Annotated in this window: 20 protein-coding genes; 15 read left to right on the top strand and 5 right to left on the bottom strand. The window is 47.5% G+C overall.

What is annotated here, in order from left to right; all coding sequences use genetic code 11:
- The first annotated feature begins 124 nt into the window (after positions 1 to 124).
- Entirely contained in the window at positions 125 to 529 is a 405-nt protein-coding gene (locus tag Q1A40_RS06380) for an OsmC family protein (protein ID WP_299998616.1), read from the top strand.
- Positions 530 to 564: 35 nt separating this feature from the next.
- Here the strand turns inward: Q1A40_RS06380 and Q1A40_RS06375 are convergent, their stop codons facing one another.
- The 3 genes from Q1A40_RS06375 to Q1A40_RS06365 are packed head-to-tail and all read right to left on the bottom strand — an operon-like array spanning position 565 to position 2,699.
- Positions 565 to 1,434, bottom strand: a complete 870-nt coding sequence (locus tag Q1A40_RS06375) for a phosphoribulokinase (RefSeq protein ID WP_299998615.1) — start codon at positions 1,432 to 1,434, stop codon at positions 565 to 567.
- A gap of 28 nt (positions 1,435 to 1,462) precedes the next feature.
- Positions 1,463 to 1,681, bottom strand: a complete 219-nt coding sequence (locus tag Q1A40_RS06370) for a YheU family protein (protein ID WP_299998614.1) — start codon at positions 1,679 to 1,681, stop codon at positions 1,463 to 1,465.
- A 1-nt stretch (position 1,682) separates the two neighbouring features.
- Entirely contained in the window at positions 1,683 to 2,699 is a 1,017-nt protein-coding gene (locus tag Q1A40_RS06365; RefSeq protein WP_299998612.1) for a hydrolase, read from the bottom strand.
- A gap of 61 nt (positions 2,700 to 2,760) precedes the next feature.
- Between Q1A40_RS06365 and Q1A40_RS06360 the strand changes: the two genes are divergently transcribed.
- Positions 2,761 to 3,363: a LysE family translocator gene (locus Q1A40_RS06360; RefSeq protein ID WP_299998611.1), complete on the top strand. Its 603-nt coding sequence runs from the start codon at positions 2,761 to 2,763 to the stop codon at positions 3,361 to 3,363.
- Between the two features lie 42 nt (positions 3,364 to 3,405).
- On the opposite strand, the gene Q1A40_RS06355 is transcribed toward Q1A40_RS06360, so the two are convergent.
- The gene (locus tag Q1A40_RS06355; RefSeq protein WP_299998610.1) at positions 3,406 to 5,310 is read right to left on the bottom strand and encodes an ABC transporter ATP-binding protein; all 1,905 of its coding nucleotides are present in this window, start codon (positions 5,308 to 5,310) and stop codon (positions 3,406 to 3,408) included.
- Between the two features lie 117 nt (positions 5,311 to 5,427).
- On the opposite strand from Q1A40_RS06355, the gene kefG reads away from it, so the two are divergent.
- The 4 genes from kefG (at position 5,428) to slyD (ending at position 8,782) form a co-directional block, all read left to right on the top strand.
- Complete coding sequence (gene kefG, locus Q1A40_RS06350) at positions 5,428 to 5,979, top strand: glutathione-regulated potassium-efflux system ancillary protein KefG (protein ID WP_299998609.1); 552 nt, start codon at positions 5,428 to 5,430, stop codon at positions 5,977 to 5,979.
- Positions 5,979 to 7,784: a glutathione-regulated potassium-efflux system protein KefB gene (gene kefB, locus Q1A40_RS06345; protein ID WP_299998608.1), complete on the top strand. Its 1,806-nt coding sequence runs from the start codon at positions 5,979 to 5,981 to the stop codon at positions 7,782 to 7,784. Before kefG ends, kefB begins: the two co-directional genes overlap by 1 nt.
- Before the next feature lie 12 nt (positions 7,785 to 7,796).
- Positions 7,797 to 7,997: a YheV family putative zinc ribbon protein gene (locus Q1A40_RS06340; protein ID WP_299998606.1), complete on the top strand. Its 201-nt coding sequence runs from the start codon at positions 7,797 to 7,799 to the stop codon at positions 7,995 to 7,997.
- A gap of 197 nt (positions 7,998 to 8,194) precedes the next feature.
- Positions 8,195 to 8,782 (top strand): peptidylprolyl isomerase, encoded by a 588-nt coding sequence (slyD, locus tag Q1A40_RS06335; protein ID WP_299998605.1) that lies wholly within the window; start codon positions 8,195 to 8,197, stop codon positions 8,780 to 8,782.
- A gap of 49 nt (positions 8,783 to 8,831) precedes the next feature.
- Here the strand turns inward: slyD and Q1A40_RS06330 are convergent, their stop codons facing one another.
- Complete coding sequence (locus Q1A40_RS06330; RefSeq protein ID WP_299998604.1) at positions 8,832 to 9,050, bottom strand: protein SlyX; 219 nt, start codon at positions 9,048 to 9,050, stop codon at positions 8,832 to 8,834.
- A 230-nt stretch (positions 9,051 to 9,280) separates the two neighbouring features.
- On the opposite strand from Q1A40_RS06330, the gene fkpA reads away from it, so the two are divergent.
- The 9 genes from fkpA to Q1A40_RS06285 all read left to right on the top strand — a co-directional run.
- Entirely contained in the window at positions 9,281 to 10,102 is an 822-nt protein-coding gene (gene fkpA, locus Q1A40_RS06325; protein WP_299998603.1) for an FKBP-type peptidyl-prolyl cis-trans isomerase, read from the top strand.
- Positions 10,103 to 10,310: 208 nt separating this feature from the next.
- A complete protein-coding gene (locus tag Q1A40_RS06320; RefSeq protein ID WP_299998602.1) occupies positions 10,311 to 11,042 on the top strand; it encodes a transcriptional regulator in 732 nt (243 codons plus the stop codon).
- Positions 11,042 to 11,428, top strand: a complete 387-nt coding sequence (tusD, locus tag Q1A40_RS06315) for a sulfurtransferase complex subunit TusD (RefSeq protein ID WP_299998601.1) — start codon at positions 11,042 to 11,044, stop codon at positions 11,426 to 11,428. The genes Q1A40_RS06320 and tusD overlap by 1 nt, the downstream gene beginning before the upstream one ends.
- A complete protein-coding gene (gene tusC, locus Q1A40_RS06310; protein WP_299998600.1) occupies positions 11,428 to 11,787 on the top strand; it encodes a sulfurtransferase complex subunit TusC in 360 nt (119 codons plus the stop codon). The genes tusD and tusC overlap by 1 nt, the downstream gene beginning before the upstream one ends.
- 7 nt (positions 11,788 to 11,794) lie before the next feature.
- The gene (gene tusB / locus Q1A40_RS06305; RefSeq protein ID WP_299998599.1) at positions 11,795 to 12,082 is read left to right on the top strand and encodes a sulfurtransferase complex subunit TusB; all 288 of its coding nucleotides are present in this window, start codon (positions 11,795 to 11,797) and stop codon (positions 12,080 to 12,082) included.
- 124 nt (positions 12,083 to 12,206) lie between these two features.
- Positions 12,207 to 12,581 carry a 30S ribosomal protein S12 gene (gene rpsL / locus Q1A40_RS06300; RefSeq protein ID WP_110275007.1) on the top strand — a complete coding sequence of 125 codons (375 nt, stop codon included), beginning with the start codon at positions 12,207 to 12,209 and terminating at the stop codon, positions 12,579 to 12,581.
- 95 nt (positions 12,582 to 12,676) lie between these two features.
- Positions 12,677 to 13,147 carry a 30S ribosomal protein S7 gene (gene rpsG, locus Q1A40_RS06295; RefSeq protein ID WP_259051140.1) on the top strand — a complete coding sequence of 157 codons (471 nt, stop codon included), beginning with the start codon at positions 12,677 to 12,679 and terminating at the stop codon, positions 13,145 to 13,147.
- A 93-nt stretch (positions 13,148 to 13,240) separates the two neighbouring features.
- Entirely contained in the window at positions 13,241 to 15,355 is a 2,115-nt protein-coding gene (gene fusA, locus Q1A40_RS06290; protein ID WP_299998598.1) for an elongation factor G, read from the top strand.
- A gap of 71 nt (positions 15,356 to 15,426) precedes the next feature.
- A partial coding sequence (locus Q1A40_RS06285) for a GTP-binding protein (RefSeq protein ID WP_299998597.1) occupies positions 15,427 to 15,917 on the top strand: 491 nt, incomplete at its 3' end.

Here is a 15,917-nt window from a genome sequence, read left to right as displayed (position 1 = left end):
AGTGTTGTAACATAGCTTTTAACGAGTGTCTCCTATTGTCTCGTTTCAGCTTGACCTGTGTCGTCATATCCAGACCTTTTTTACCGGACTGGTAAGCAAATATTATCTGGCAGGAGTCATCATCATGCAGGCGCGTGTAAAATGGGTTGAGGGGCTCACTTTTATTGGTGAGTCTGCTTCGGGGCATCAAATTTTAATGGATGGTAATGCCGGAGATAAAGCACCAAGTCCGATGGAAATGGTGTTGATGGCTACCGGTGGTTGCAGTGCGATTGACGTGGTCTCTATTTTGCAAAAAGGGCGTCATTCTGTGACCCATTGTGAAGTGAAACTAACTTCCGAACGTCGGGAAGAAGCACCGCGGTTGTTCACTCATATTAATTTGCACTTTATTGTGACTGGTAATGCACTAAAGGAAAGTGCTGTTTCGCGTGCTGTCGAGTTATCAGCAGAGAAATACTGTTCGGTCGCTTTGATGCTGGAAAAAGCAGCGAATATCACGCATAGCTATGAAGTTATTGAGGTATAGCCCAAATGAAGGGCGGGAGGCACCGCCCTTCATTTTCAGGCTTGCTTACTGTTCTCGGCGAGTCGCTGAACCAGCGGCGTCATAATTAACTCCATCGCCAATCCCATTTTGCCGCCTGGTACTACAATAGTATTGATATGCGAAATAAACGATCCCTGTAACATCGTAAGTAAATACGGGAAATCGATATTCTCCAGACCACGAAAATGGATGACGACAAAACTTTCATCCAGTGAGGGGATCGCGCGCGCTGCAAAAGGATTCGAGGTATCAACGGTAGGAACACGCTGGAAGTTGATATGAGTACGTGAAAACTGCGGGGTGATATAGTTGATATAATCATCCATAGAACGTACTACAGAACCCATCACCGCTTCACGTGAGTGCCCACGCTCACTGGTATCGCGTATCAGTTTTTGGATCCATTCCAGGTTTACTATGGGGACCACACCGACCAGCAAGTCCACGTAATCTGCGACTTTGTGCTGGGGCGTCTCGACGCCACCATGCAGCCCTTCATAGAACAACACATCACTGTTTTCAGGCAGGGGCTGCCAGGGTGTGAAAGTCCCGGGAACCTGGTTCCAGGGGACGGCTTCATCATAGGTATGCAGATACTTACGTGATTTCCCCTGACCTGACTGTCCATACTCTATGAAGGTCTGTTCCAGAAGTTTGAAGTCATTTGCTTCAGGACCAAAATAGGAGATATGCCTGCCTGCATCGCGAGCTTTACGAATCGCCATATCCATTTCAGGGCGGGTATAGCGATGAAAACTATCCCCTTCGACTTCTGCGGCGCGTAAATTTAGCTGCTGGAAAATTTTACGAAATGCCTGGCTGGTGGTACTGGTTCCGGCACCGCTAGAACCTGTTACCGCAATAACCGGATGTTTGGCTGACATAAAAACTCCGTGGTCTTGAACGAGGATCTTAGCCGCGAAACTGCCCGCGGGGCATGATATTGACGGTTTCGTGGAGTTCGGACCATACCAGGACGGCTTCTCCACTCTGTAATTGTGTTTTCACATCGCTGACTTTTTGCGCCAGGGTTCGCTCTTGTTCACCATAATCTGTCCCTTCGCGTAATACAAAAGATTCTATCAGACTGTCGAGCGTTTCAGGGGCAATCTCTTGCCAGGGAATAATCATTTTAGTGATCCAAATAACGCGTTAACCAGTCCGGAATACGTTTTTCCAGCCACATCTGTGGCCGCAACAATGTGCCACCGACAAACCCAACGTGTCCCCCATATTGGGTTAGCTGATAGTGGATATTAGCCGGTAGTAAATTTTTATCCGGAATAACATGATGATCCATAAAAGGATCATCTTGTGCATGAATGATCAGTGCAGGAACACTGATATCAGGCAGCATCGGCATAGCGCTGCACTGACGATAATAGTCCAGCGCATCAGCGTAACCGTGAATTTTTGAGGTGATCAGATCGTCAAATTCCCGAATACGCCGCAGACTTTTAAGCTGACGCACATCGATAGGTAATGTGCCCGGGTAACTTTTGAGTTTACGCGCAGCATTTTTTTTCAGTAAATTCAGCAGGTAACGTTGATAAACACGCGAAATACCCTGTTCCATATGATAACAGCACTCTTCCAGCATCAGGGGGGCTGAAACCACGACGCCGGCCTTAAGAGTGCACTGCTTACCTTGCTTGGCCATCAGGCAGGCTAACACATTGCCGCCTAAAGAAAAGCCAACCGCCACGGTTGGAACCTCACCATATCGCTGGTTGAGCCAGGAAAGAAAGTAGCTGCCATCTTCGATTTCACCGGAGTGATAAATACGCTCATTTCGGTTGGGAACACCACTACAACCACGAAAGTGCATTACAACACCTAACCAGCCACGATTTTTAGCCGCTTCTATCAGGCCATGAGCGTAAGGACTGTACAGACTGCCCTCAAGACCATGAAATATGACGAGACGGGGCTTATGCAGTGCCGTTTGTGGGTCTTCGCTCCAGGCGAGATCGACAAAGTCACCATCTGGCATATCCAGACGTTGCCAGTGAGGGGTGAAATTAAGACGTCGACGAATCAAACGCGGCAGCATGGTTTGCAGGTGGGGATTGCTCATCCCACGCATAGGAATAAAATCATCACCGTCATCATGTTGAACGTTTAATTCTAAAGAGCTTGTACTGGACATATCACACTGTTAGTTTCATTTAATTCGCTAATGAGTTAACGGGGTGTGGATCACCCGCTTCATGGACGTAACACTTTTTCTTTCTATGCTTGGTTTTCTCTGGGTTGCTGCTATTACGCCCGGACCTAATAATACGTTACTTACTGCTGCCGGAGCGAATTTTGGTTTTTTCCGCAGCCTGCCATTGATGACAGGCATTATGCTCGGCATGCAGTGTATTTTACTGTTGGTCGCCTTTGGGGTTGGCAGTTTGCTTTTGCTTTACCCCGCACTGCACCTTACTTTGAAAATAGCCGGGAGTGCCTACCTTTTATGGCTTTCCTGGAAAATCGCTACAGCAAAATACGAACGCCTTGAGACTAATGTAACTGCCGCGAAACCGCTAGCTTTTTGGCAAGGAGGGCTGCTGCAAATCATCAATCCGAAGGCTTGGATTATGGCGCTGGGCGCCGTAGCGAGCTTTAGTTTAGCGGGTTCTGCCTACTTACATTCAGTCTTGATGATAAGTGCCGGAATTGCGATAGTGAATATCGTCGCCGGGATTATCTGGATCCTCTTTGGCAGCCTGATAGGACTGTTTCTGCGTAGTCAGCGTGCCTGGATGATATTTAATATTTTCATGGGGCTGCTCACGGCAGCCTGCGTGTTACTGATCTGGCATTAACAAGGCTGAGGGGGATAAATCCTGATTTATCCCCTACCTCACTTATTCGCTCTGTAGCATTTGTTCCAGCTGTTCCTGAATATCCAGCCAGTCCATTTCACATTCTTCCAGTGATGATTTTGCTTTAGCCTGTTGTTTCAGGCATTCATTCATCTCGTCTTTACGGCTCTGGCTGTAGATATCACTGTCGGCTAACCTTTCTTCTGCCTCATTAAGCTGGGCAGTAAAGGTTTCCATTTGCTTTTCTAACTGACTCAGTTTCTTGCGTAATGGCTGAGTTTGCACTCTGAGTTCCGCTTCACGGCGTTTCTGATCCTTACGTGCCAGTGCGCTATTGCTATTATCTTTCGACGACTCTGCGGGCTGATTTTCCTGCTTTTGAATCGTGCTCAGCCATTGTTGATAATCTTCCATATCACCATCAAAAACATCCACACTTCCGTCGTGCACCAGATAGAGTTCGTCGGTGGTTGAACGCAACAAATGTCTGTCGTGCGAGACCACAACCAGCGCCCCCTCAAAGTCCATCAAGGCTTCTGTTAGTGCCTGACGCATATCAAGATCAAGGTGGTTGGTCGGTTCATCCAGCAGTAACAAATTAGGGCGTTGCCAGACGACCAGTGCAAGTACCAGACGTGCTTTTTCACCACCGGAAAAACGGGCTGTGTGTTCGTTGACTTTATCGCCCTGGAAGCCAAATCCGCCCAGATAATCACGCAGTTGCTGTTCCAGTTCACGGGGTGCAAGGCGGGCAAGATGTTGCAACGGAGACTCATCGGCCCGGAGATATTCCAGCTGATGCTGAGCGAAATACCCAAGCTTAATCCCTTTTGCCAGGTTCATCTCGCCTTGCAATGGCTGTAATTCACCTGCCAGTAGCTTAATCAGCGTCGATTTACCCGCACCATTGCGTCCAAGTAAACCGATGCGAGAACCAGGAACCAAGTTTAACTTGATAGCATTCAGAATCGTGCGATCACCGTAACCGGCGCTGACTTTATCCATTCGGAGCAGGGGAGTCGGCAGGCTTTCAGGTACCCGAAAGCTAAAGCGGAATGGATTATCAACCAGTGCAGGGGCAATCAGTTCCATTCGTTCGAGCATTTTAACCCGACTTTGCGCTTGTCGTGCTTTGGTCGCCTGGGCTTTAAAACGATCAATATATTTCTGGAGATGTGCGACTTTGAGCTGTTGGTGTTCGTATTGCGACTGCTGTTGTGCCAGGCGCGTTGAGCGTTGTAGCTCAAATGACGAATAGTTACCGGTATATTCGAACAGGGTTTGCTGTTCAATATGAATGATTTTATCGACCACTGGATCAAGAAAATCCCGGTCATGGGAAATCAGAATCAATGTTCCCTGATAACTCTTCAACCAGCGCTCCAGCCAGATAACGGCATCTAAGTCGAGGTGGTTAGTCGGCTCATCCAGCAACAGCAGGTCTGAGCGGCAAATCAGGGCTTGAGCGAGGTTAAGACGCATACGCCAGCCACCAGAAAAGTCGCTGACCGGACGGTCGAGTTGCTCATTACTGAACCCCAGTCCGTGTAGCAGACTGGCTGCGCGTGAGCGCATGGTCCAGGCATCAATCGCTTCAAGTTTACCGTGAACCACTGCAATAGCATGGCCATCGTTACGTACATTGGCTGCTTCTAATTCGTTTTGTAGCTGTCTGTATTCACGATCGCCGTCGATAACATACTCAATAGCAGGAGTTGCCAGCGCAGGTGTTTCTTGATTAACCCAGGCAAGCTGCCAGTTTCCCGGATAATTCATACTGCCGCCATCAACGCTGATTTCATGTTTCAGCAGCGCCAGCAAGGTCGATTTTCCACAGCCGTTCTTGCCTACCAGGCCCACTTTTTGTCCTGGATTAATCGTGGCGGTTGCATTGTCCAACAGGACACGAGTGCCACGACGAATTTGTAACGAAGAGATAACAATCATAACGCGCCGTCAGTTCAGAGTATGTTAAATTATGAGTTATTAGCATGCTGCATAAGTAGCAAGTCGGCTGCATGGTAGCCGAAAACAATGACAATGACGACGTCCTGGAGAGTAATCATGCCACAGCCGCCGAAAGTTTTGCTGCTGTACGCCCATCCTGAGTCTCAGGATTCTGTAGCCAATCGGATTTTACTCGAGCCAGTGCATCAACTTGCCAATGTAACCGTACACGATCTTTATGCTCACTATCCCGATTTCTTTATTGATATAAATCATGAGCAATCTTTACTGCTGCAGCACGATATCATCGTTTTTCAGCATCCTCTTTATAGCTATAGCTGCCCGGCATTATTAAAAGAATGGATAGACCGGGTACTGCATCGCGGATTTGCCAATGGAGTGGGAACTCAGGCCTTGAAAGGAAAATACTGGCGTAGCGTTATCACCACAGGAGAACCAGAAGGTGCCTATCGGCGTGATGGGCTTAATCGGTTTTCAATGGACAATATTTTGCTGCCTTTTGAACTGACCGCCGGAATGTGCAGTATGCACTGGATGACGCCAATGATTCTCTATTGGGCACGGCGTCAGTCTCATCAGACGTTGGTGAATCATGGCAAATCTTATGCCGAATGGCTGACAACGCCCTTACCCGTAGGAGAGCATTGATGCAAGGTGCGGACTTTCTGTTAGCCGGTGTATTATTTCTGTTTGCCGCGGTTGTTGCCGTTCCTATCGCTTCTCGTCTTGGTATCGGAGCTGTGCTGGGTTATTTGCTGGCGGGTATCGTCATTGGCCCCTGGGGATTTGGGTTTATCAGTGATGTTGATGAGATTCTACACTTTTCAGAACTGGGTGTGGTTTTTCTGATGTTTATCATTGGCCTGGAACTTAATCCTGCAAAACTCTGGAAACTCAGGCGTTCTATTTTTGGTATTGGTGCTGGGCAAGTTGTGTTCAGTGCGATTATCCTTGGCGGTTTGCTGATGTTGGCGCAATTTTCCTGGCAGGCTGCCGTTATCGGTGGTATCGGCCTGGCGATGTCTTCTACAGCGATGGCGCTGCAACTGATGCGTGAAAAAGGAATGAACCGCAGTGAGTCGGGTCAGTTAGGTTTCTCGGTACTGCTATTCCAGGATTTGGCCGTTATTCCTGCAATGGCCTTGGTGCCACTGCTTGCTGGGCGAGGCGAAGAACATACAGATTGGGTGACTCTGGGACTTAAAGTTTTAGCGTTTATCGCCATGCTGGTCGGTGGCCGTTTTTTATTACGTCCACTGTTTCGCTTTATTGCGGCTTCTGGAGTACGCGAGGTATTTACGGCGGCATCGCTGTTATTGGTACTCGGTTCCGCGATGTTTATGGAAATGCTGGGGTTCTCAATGGCCCTCGGGACATTCCTGGCGGGTGTTCTCTTGGCAGAAAGTGAGTATCGTCATGAACTTGAAATTGCTATCGATCCCTTTAAAGGACTGCTGCTGGGACTATTCTTTATTTCGGTAGGAATGGCGCTCAATATTGGTATTTTATTTACCCATATTATCTGGGTACTGGTAAGTGTCTTACTGCTTGTCGCCGTGAAAGTGCTGGTGCTGTATACACTCGCTAAAGTGCATGGTCTGAGACGTTCAGAAAGTTTACAGTTTTCCGGTGTGCTGAGTCAGGGTGGTGAATTCGCTTTTGTCCTCTTCTCGGTTGCGGCGGCACAAAATCTCTTCCAGGGCGACCAGATGCCCTTATTGCTGGTTACGGTCACATTATCGATGATGACGACACCGTTGCTGATGAAAGCTATCGATAAAATACTCTTTCAGCGTTATAACACCGGGGAGGAGAGTGAAGAAAAACCTCATGTGGAAGATGATGAACCCCAGGTAATTATTGTCGGCTTCGGTCGTTTCGGTCAGGTCATTGGCCGTTTGTTAATGGCAAACAAAATGCGTATCACCGTGCTGGAACGTGATGTCAGTGCAGTGAGTTTAATGCGCCGTTACGGATATAAAGTGTATTACGGGGATGCAACTGAACTGGAGCTGTTACGTGCGGCAGGTGCTGATTCTGCGAAATCCATTGTGATAACCAGTAATGATCCTGAAGATACCATGAAAATTGTTCATCTCTGCCAGCAGCACTTTCCCCATCTGGCCATACTTGCCCGAGCGCGTGGGCGTTTTGAAGCGCATGAGCTGTTACAGGCTGGCGTGACGCAGTTTTCACGAGAAACGTTCGCCAGTGCGCTGGAATTAGGGCGTAAAGCGTTATTGACACTGGGTATGCACCCACACCAGGCTCATCGCGCTCAGCAGCATTTCCGGCGACTGGATATGCGTATGTTACGGGAACTTATGCCTATTCATACTGATAATGCTCAGATATCCCGAGTGCGCGAGGCACGGCGTGAGCTGGAAGAGATTTTTGAACGTGAAATGCAAAGTGAACGTCGCCGACTTGATGGTTGGGACGAACTGGAATAGAAGGTGAAATCAATGCCAGTACGTAAGCGTTTTATTGCCGGTGCAGTCTGCCCTGCCTGTCAGGCCAGAGACTCACTCGCGCTATGGCGTGAAAATAATGTCGATATTGTCGAATGCGTTAAGTGTCATCATCAAATGCGTGAAGCGGATAAGCAGGCGCAGGGACATGTTCGTGAACAAGAGCAAGTGATTGGTATTTTTCACCCTGACTAAAAATTTATCTGTCTGGAGATGACTTACATCAGACTGGTTAAATGACACCGTTTGTCTGTTTTCATCAAGGTGTTTGACCTGGTGTTGGCCTGTAACCCGAATTATTTTGGGGATAGATTTTTTGGCAGAGGGACACAAGCCGAGATTTCCGCTACAATCGGCGTCAGTTTTTTTCCGATGCTCACTCAGGAGATATCATGAAAGTAGCAAAAGACTTGGTGGTCAGCCTGGCCTATCAGGTACGTACAGAAGATGGTGTATTGGTTGATGAGTCTCCGGTGAGTGCGCCGTTGGACTATCTGCACGGCCATGGTTCTCTGATCTCCGGATTAGAAACCGCACTGGAAGGTCATGAAATTGGCGATCGTTTCGATGTGAACGTTGGTGCTAATGACGCTTATGGCCAATATGACGAAAATCTGGTTCAGCGTGTACCAAAAGACGTCTTTATGGGTGTTGATGAGTTACAGGTTGGCATGCGTTTTATGGCTGAAACCGATCAGGGTCCAGTCCCGGTAGAAATTACCGAAGTGGAAGACGAGCACGTTGTGGTTGATGGTAACCACATGCTGGCTGGTCAGAACCTGAGCTTTAACGTTGAAGTTATCGCTATTCGTGAAGCAACAGCTGAAGAGCTGGCGCATGGTCACGTTCATGGCGCACACGATCATCACCACGACCATGGTGATGGCTGCTGTGGTGGTCATGGGCACGATCATGACCATGACCATGGACACGATCATGGTAAAGGTGGCTGCGGTAGCGGTGGTTGTGGTTGCCACTAATCGCGGTAAGAAAAAAGCGTGCCTGGCACGCTTTTTTTATGTCCGTCATTCAGTAATGAGGAGGTGGAGTTTCTTCTGCCTGAGAAGCGACCATTGATGGTTGACTGGTTTTAAGTTTCTCAACTAATAAACGCAGATGCTCACGTAACTTAATCATTTCAAGTTCATGGGCGATCACCGTTTGATTTAATTCTTCAATCGTATTTTCTTGGAAAGCAAGACGACTTTCCAGCTCTTCGAGCCGCTGTTCGGTGAGTTTGATGTCCATTGGAGTTTTCCTTACGGCTTGTCTGACGAACAAAGAGCGATGATTTTACGGCAAGTTGTCAGATATTGCAGTGTAAATACTGTAAGCAGGAAACTTATTTAAACAAAAAGAATCTCAATTAGACTCGATAACTTACTGACAGATGGTGTAGATTCCCCTGATAGCACTATAATTAAGTTAATGCTGCTCACTTTAATTTATCGAGTGGTTCCTCGCTTATGGAGAAATGGATGAAATCATTATTTAAAGTAACGCTTCTGGCGACAGCAATGACCGTTGCACTGAATGTTCCAGCATTTGCCGCTCAAACTGAGCCGGCTAAAGATGCTGCCGAGAGCAGTGCATCTGTTTTCAAAAATGATGACCAGAAAGCGGCTTATGCGCTGGGTGCATCGCTTGGTCGTTACATGGAAAATTCTTTGCAAGAGCAAGAGAAGTTAGGTATCAAACTGGACAAAGATCAGCTGATTGCAGGCGTTCAGGATGCATTTGCGAACAAAAGCAAATTATCTGACCAAGATATCGAACAATCATTGCAGTCTTTTGAGGGCCGCGTACAAGCCGCAGCTCAAGAAAAAATGAAAAAAGAGTCTGCTGAAAGTGAAGCAAAAGGCAAAGCGTTCCGTGATGCTTTTGCTAAAGAAAAAGGTAGCAAAACCTCTTCTACCGGCTTGATCTATAACGTTGAAAAAGAAGGTAGCGGTGATGCTCTGAAAGATAGCGATACCGTTGTTGTTAACTACAAAGGAACGCTGATTGACGGTACAGAGTTCGATAACTCCTATACCCGTAAAGAGCCTCTTTCTTTCCGTCTGGATGGGGTTATCCCTGGCTGGACTGAAGGTCTGAAATACATCAAAAAAGGCGGTAAAATTAAGCTGGTCATCCCACCAGAACTGGCTTACGGCCCTAATGGCGTCCCGGGAATTCCACCAAACTCTACTCTGGTATTTGAAGTAGAACTGCTGGACGTTAAACCTGCTGCGAAAGAAGAGGAAGCAAAGGCTGAAGCGAAGGACGAGGTTAAGGCTGACGCGCCAGCTAAGAAGTAATCAATCCCCTTCCAAAATCACCGCCCGAAGGGCGGTGGTTTTGTTTTCCGGCTCTCACTTCAGTATCTTGATTTCCCGTTAATACAATAAAAGCTGGAAAGAATATCTTACGTTGTATTACCTTAACACTCTGCGCAATAACTGAAAATGAGTCTGCCCTGACACGAATAAAGCGCGACAGGCTCTCTGTAGAGGGTGGTATAGGTATATGTCTAATTCACTTTTAACCAATGAAACCAGCGAGTTTGATTTGCTGGATCAACGTCCTTTTGATGCTGCTGATTTTGATATTTTAAAATCTTATGAAGCTGTGGTCGACGGATTAGCAATGCTAATTGGCCCCCATTGTGAAATTGTCCTGCATTCGTTACAGGACTTAAAGTGTTCCGCAATTCGTATTGCTAATGGTGAACACACTGGCAGAAAGATAGGCTCGCCGATAACCGATTTGGCGCTGCGCATGCTGCATGATATGACCGGAGCGGATAGCAGTGTTTCCAAATGCTATTTTACGCGTGCGAAAAGCGGCGTTCTGATGAAGTCAGTAACGACGGCTATCCGTAATCGCGAACAGCGCGTGATTGGCTTGCTGTGTATCAATATGAACCTTGATGTGCCTTTCTCACAAATTATATCGACGTTCATGCCACCAGAAACCCAGGATCAGGAAGTCCCGTCTTCGGTTAACTTTGCCTCTTCTGTTGAAGACCTGGTAATGCAAACGCTTGAATTTACGATTGAAGAGGTCAATATTGACCGTTCGGTTTCAAATAACGCTAAAAATCGCCAGATTGTCCTCAATCTCTATGAAAAAGGTATTTTCGATATAAAAGATGCCATCAATCAGGTTGCCGATCGTTTGAATATTTCCAAACACACGGTGTATCTCTATATTCGCCAGTTCAAAAGTGGCGATTTTAGTGGTCAGGATAATAAGTAATGCGTTTTGCGTTAATGGTGACAGGACCTGCCTATGGGACACAACAGGCCAGTAGTGCGCTGTTGTTTGCCCGGGCGGTACTGGCTGAAGGCCATACTCTTGATAGTATTTTTTTCTATCGGGAAGGGGTCAGTAACGCGAATCAGTTAACTTCTCCGGCGAGTGACGAAGTGGATTTGGTTCGTGCCTGGCAGGCATTACACCAGCAGCATAATGTCGCTTTACATATTTGCGTTGCTGCGGCTTTACGTCGTGGGGTCTCTGATGCTGAACAGGCCCAGGTACAAGAGCTCAGTGACGGTAATTTACAGTCCGGGTTTATGCTTACCGGACTGGGAGCATTAGCAGAAGCGGCGTTAACGGCTGACAGAGTGGTACAGTTTTAATGAAGCGCGTAGCGTTTGTTTTTCATTCTGCGCCTCATGGCAGCAGCGCAGGACGCGAGGGATTGGATGCATTGTTGGCTACCTCAGCCCTGTCAGATGATATCGGCGTTTTTTTTATCGGCGATGGCATACTACAGATTCAGCCCGATCAACAACCTGAGCTGATACTTGCAAGAAATCATATTGCAACATTTCGTGTGCTGCCACTCTATGATATTGAGACGTGTTTTCTTTGTGCTGCCTCAGCGCGTGAACGCGGTTTGCCACCGAATAACGCCTGGGTGATTGATGTGCAGATGCTGGAACCTGAAGCATTAGGCGAAAAACTCAAACACTATGATGTGGTACTCACTTTCTGAGGTACTGATGCTGTACACTTTCCGTTACTCTCCCTTTAACTCAGATATCTCTGCTCTGTTACGTTATATGCAACCCGGGGATTGCTTATTACTGACAGAAGATGGAGTATTAGCGGGTTTGACAGATACTGCATCACTTGAAGCTTTGCTCGCTTCCCCGCTGTCTGTTTATGCCTTACAATACGATGTCGAAGCACGTGGGCTCTCCGTCCGTTTTTCGGACAAAATTCCGTGCATCAGCTATACTGACTTCGTTAAATTGACGATTGAGCATCAGCAACAATTCGCCTGGTAGCATTATATCGTTGTATATTTCTTGACACCTTTTCAACTCAGCTCTAAAATTCTGCGTCCTCGTATCATACGAGGTCGATTTATTACGTGTTTACGAAGCAAAAGCTAAAACCAGGAGCTATTTAATGGCAACAATTAATCAGCTGGTTCGCAAACCACGCGCACGCAAAGTTGCTAAAAGCAACGTGCCAGCGCTGGAAGCTTGCCCGCAAAAACGTGGTGTATGTACTCGTGTATATACTACCACTCCTAAGAAACCAAACTCAGCACTGCGTAAAGTTTGCCGTGTGCGTTTGACTAACGGCTTTGAAGTGTCTTCCTACATCGGTGGTGAAGGTCACAACCTGCAGGAGCACTCAGTGATCCTGATCCGTGGTGGTCGTGTTAAAGACTTGCCAGGTGTTCGTTATCATACCGTTCGTGGTGCACTTGACTGCTCCGGTGTTAAAGACCGTAAGCAAGCTCGTTCTAAATATGGTGTGAAACGTCCTAAGGCTTAATGGTTCTCCGTTAAGTAAGGCCAAACGTTTTAAATTAATGTCAAAACAAACTCTTTGAGTTTTGGACAATCCTGAATTAACAACGGAGTATTTCCATGCCACGTCGTCGCGTCATTGGTCAACGTAAAATTCTGCCAGATCCTAAGTTCGGATCAGAGTTGTTGGCTAAATTTGTAAATATCCTGATGGTAGATGGTAAAAAATCTACTGCAGAAGCTATCGTTTATACCGCGCTGGAGACCCTGGCTCAGCGTTCTGGTAAAAACGCACTGGAATCTTTTGAAGTCGCTCTGGACAACGTCCGCCCGACTGTCGAAGTTAAATCACGCCGTGTTGGTGGTTCAACTTATCAGGTACCAGTAGAAGTCCGTCCGGTTCGTCGTAATGCATTAGCAATGCGTTGGATCGTAGAAGCTGCTCGTAAACGCGGTGATAAATCCATGGCTTTGCGCCTGGCGAACGAACTTTCTGATGCTGCAGAGAACAAAGGTACTGCAGTTAAGAAACGTGAAGACGTTCACCGTATGGCCGAAGCCAACAAGGCGTTCGCACACTACCGTTGGTAATAAAACCGGCGTAGTGTTAGTCACCAAGCGGGCGCTTCAAGAAGTTGCCCGCTTTGGGTTATCTAATGAACGTCCCAGGATAAGAGGAATCAAATGGCTCGTACAACACCCATTGCACGCTACCGTAATATCGGTATCAGTGCACACATTGACGCCGGTAAAACCACGACTACCGAACGTATTCTGTTCTACACCGGTGTAAACCATAAACTCGGTGAAGTTCATGATGGCGCAGCTACCATGGACTGGATGGAACAGGAGCAGGAACGTGGGATCACCATTACTTCTGCTGCAACTACTGCATTCTGGTCAGGTATGGCTAAGCAGTATGAGCCGCACCGCGTAAACATTATCGATACCCCTGGACACGTTGACTTCACCATCGAAGTTGAGCGTTCTATGCGTGTTCTTGACGGTGCAGTAATGGTTTACTGCGCAGTTGGTGGTGTTCAGCCACAGTCTGAAACCGTATGGCGTCAGGCAAACAAATATAAAGTTCCGCGTATTGCGTTCGTTAACAAAATGGACCGTATGGGCGCGAACTTCCTGAAAGTTGTTGGCCAGATCAAAACTCGCTTGGGTGCAAACCCGGTTCCATTGCAGTTAGCAATTGGTGCTGAAGAGCAATTCACCGGTGTTATCGACCTGGTGAAAATGAAGGCTATCAACTGGAACGAAGAAGATGCAGGTCTGACCTTCACTTATGAAGATATTCCAGCAGAGATGCAGGAACTGGCTGATGAGTGGCGCCAGAATCTGATCGAAGCCGCTGCTGAAGCTTCTGAAGAACTGATGGAAAAATACTTGGGTGGCGACGAGCTGTCTGAGGAAGAAATCAAAACTTCACTGCGTCAGCGCGTACTGAACAACGAAATCATTCTGGTTACCTGTGGTTCTGCGTTTAAGAACAAAGGCGTACAGGCAATGCTGGATGCAGTTATTGATTATCTGCCATCTCCAGTCGATGTACCGGCAATTAACGGTATCCTGGATGACGGTCAAGATACTCCAGCTGAGCGTCACGCAACTGACAATGAGCCATTCTCAGCGCTGGCATTTAAAATTGCTACCGACCCATTCGTGGGTAACCTGACGTTCTTCCGTGTTTACTCTGGTGTTGTTAACTCCGGTGACACAGTACTGAACTCAGTAAAAGCTGCACGTGAGCGCTTCGGCCGTATCGTACAGATGCACGCTAACAAGCGTGAAGAGATTAAAGAAGTTCGTGCAGGCGATATTGCTGCTGCGATCGGTCTGAAAGACGTTACCACTGGTGACACCCTGTGTGATCCAAATGCGCCAATCATCCTTGAGCGCATGGAATTCCCAGAGCCGGTAATTTCTATCGCAGTAGAACCGAAAACCAAAGCTGACCAAGAAAAAATGGGTCTGGCTCTGGGCCGTCTGGCTAAAGAAGACCCGTCATTCCGCGTATGGACTGACGAAGAATCTAACCAGACTATTATCGCTGGTATGGGCGAATTGCACCTTGATATCATCGTTGACCGTATGCGTCGCGAGTTCAACGTAGAAGCTAACGTAGGTAAACCACAGGTTGCTTACCGTGAAGCTATTCGCGCTAAAGTTACTGATATCGAAGGTAAGCACGCTAAACAGTCTGGTGGTCGTGGTCAGTACGGTCATGTTGTTATCGACATGTACCCACTGGAGCCGGGCTCGAATCCGAAAGGTTACGAGTTCATCAACGACATCAAAGGTGGTACTGTTCCTAGTGAATATGTCCCTGCTGTTGATAAAGGCATCCAGGAACAGCTTAAGTCTGGTCCACTGGCAGGTTATCCTGTTGTTGATCTGGGCGTACGTCTGCACTTTGGTTCATACCATGACGTTGACTCCTCAGAACTGGCGTTTAAACTGGCTGCTTCTATCGCCTTTAAAGATGGCTTTAAGAAAGCAAAACCTGTTCTTCTTGAGCCTATCATGAAGGTTGAAGTTGAAACGCCTGAAGAGAATACCGGTGACGTAATCGGTGACCTTAGCCGTCGTCGTGGTATGCTGCGTGGTCAAGAATCCAACGTTACTGGTGTTGTGATTCATGCTGAAGTTCCATTGTCTGAAATGTTCGGATATGCAACTCAGCTGCGTTCACTGACCAAAGGCCGTGCATCTTACTCCATGGAATTCCTGAAGTATGATGATGCGCCGAGCAACGTTGCCCAGGCCGTAATCGAAGCTCGCGGCAAATAAGTCCGGGTTTTAAAAACAATTATCCCGTGCTCTCTCCATGAGGGGAGAGCGCAATAGTAAGGAATATAGCCGTGTCTAAAGAAAAATTTGAACGTAAAAAGCCCCACGTTAACGTCGGTACTATCGGCCACGTTGACCATGGTAAAACTACTCTGACCGCTGCAATCACTACCGTACTGGCTAAAACCTACGGCGGTGCTGCTCGTGCATTCGACCAGATCGATAACGCACCAGAAGAAAAAGCGCGTGGTATCACCATCAACACTTCTCACGTTGAGTATGACACCCCGACTCGTCACTATGCGCACGTTGACTGCCCAGGGCACGCCGACTACGTTAAAAACATGATCACCGGTGCTGCTCAGATGGACGGCGCTATCCTGGTTGTTGCTGCGACTGATGGCCCAATGCCACAGACTCGTGAGCACATCCTGCTGGGTCGTCAGGTAGGCGTTCCTTACATCATCGTGTTCCTGAACAAATGCGACATGGTTGATGACGAAGAGCTGCTGGAACTGGTAGAAATGGAAGTTCGTGAACTTCTGTCTCTGTACGACTTCCC

The organism is uncultured Cedecea sp. (genome assembly GCF_947498825.1).
Lineage (GTDB): Bacteria > Pseudomonadota > Gammaproteobacteria > Enterobacterales > Enterobacteriaceae > JGM124.
Note: the sequence above shows the minus strand (reverse complement) of the source record. Positions and strands in the feature narration are given on the sequence as shown.

Excerpts from the sequence above, each read along its gene's own strand:
- Q1A40_RS06380 (WP_299998616.1), top strand. The coding sequence starts at position 125 with ATGCAGGCGCGTGTAAAATGGGTTGAGGGGCTCACTTTTATTGGTGAG.
- Q1A40_RS06375 (WP_299998615.1), bottom strand. The coding sequence starts at position 1,434 with ATGTCAGCCAAACATCCGGTTATTGCGGTAACAGGTTCTAGCGGTGCC.
- Q1A40_RS06370 (WP_299998614.1), bottom strand. The coding sequence starts at position 1,681 with ATGATTATTCCCTGGCAAGAGATTGCCCCTGAAACGCTCGACAGTCTG.
- Q1A40_RS06365 (WP_299998612.1), bottom strand. The coding sequence starts at position 2,699 with ATGTCCAGTACAAGCTCTTTAGAATTAAACGTTCAACATGATGACGGT.
- Q1A40_RS06360 (WP_299998611.1), top strand. The coding sequence starts at position 2,761 with ATGGACGTAACACTTTTTCTTTCTATGCTTGGTTTTCTCTGGGTTGCT.
- Q1A40_RS06355 (WP_299998610.1), bottom strand. The coding sequence starts at position 5,310 with ATGATTGTTATCTCTTCGTTACAAATTCGTCGTGGCACTCGTGTCCTG.
- kefG (WP_299998609.1), top strand. The coding sequence starts at position 5,428 with ATGCCACAGCCGCCGAAAGTTTTGCTGCTGTACGCCCATCCTGAGTCT.
- kefB (WP_299998608.1), top strand. The coding sequence starts at position 5,979 with ATGCAAGGTGCGGACTTTCTGTTAGCCGGTGTATTATTTCTGTTTGCC.
- Q1A40_RS06340 (WP_299998606.1), top strand. The coding sequence starts at position 7,797 with ATGCCAGTACGTAAGCGTTTTATTGCCGGTGCAGTCTGCCCTGCCTGT.
- slyD (WP_299998605.1), top strand. The coding sequence starts at position 8,195 with ATGAAAGTAGCAAAAGACTTGGTGGTCAGCCTGGCCTATCAGGTACGT.
- Q1A40_RS06330 (WP_299998604.1), bottom strand. The coding sequence starts at position 9,050 with ATGGACATCAAACTCACCGAACAGCGGCTCGAAGAGCTGGAAAGTCGT.
- fkpA (WP_299998603.1), top strand. The coding sequence starts at position 9,281 with ATGAAATCATTATTTAAAGTAACGCTTCTGGCGACAGCAATGACCGTT.
- Q1A40_RS06320 (WP_299998602.1), top strand. The coding sequence starts at position 10,311 with ATGTCTAATTCACTTTTAACCAATGAAACCAGCGAGTTTGATTTGCTG.
- tusD (WP_299998601.1), top strand. The coding sequence starts at position 11,042 with ATGCGTTTTGCGTTAATGGTGACAGGACCTGCCTATGGGACACAACAG.
- tusC (WP_299998600.1), top strand. The coding sequence starts at position 11,428 with ATGAAGCGCGTAGCGTTTGTTTTTCATTCTGCGCCTCATGGCAGCAGC.
- tusB (WP_299998599.1), top strand. The coding sequence starts at position 11,795 with ATGCTGTACACTTTCCGTTACTCTCCCTTTAACTCAGATATCTCTGCT.
- rpsL (WP_110275007.1), top strand. The coding sequence starts at position 12,207 with ATGGCAACAATTAATCAGCTGGTTCGCAAACCACGCGCACGCAAAGTT.
- rpsG (WP_259051140.1), top strand. The coding sequence starts at position 12,677 with ATGCCACGTCGTCGCGTCATTGGTCAACGTAAAATTCTGCCAGATCCT.
- fusA (WP_299998598.1), top strand. The coding sequence starts at position 13,241 with ATGGCTCGTACAACACCCATTGCACGCTACCGTAATATCGGTATCAGT.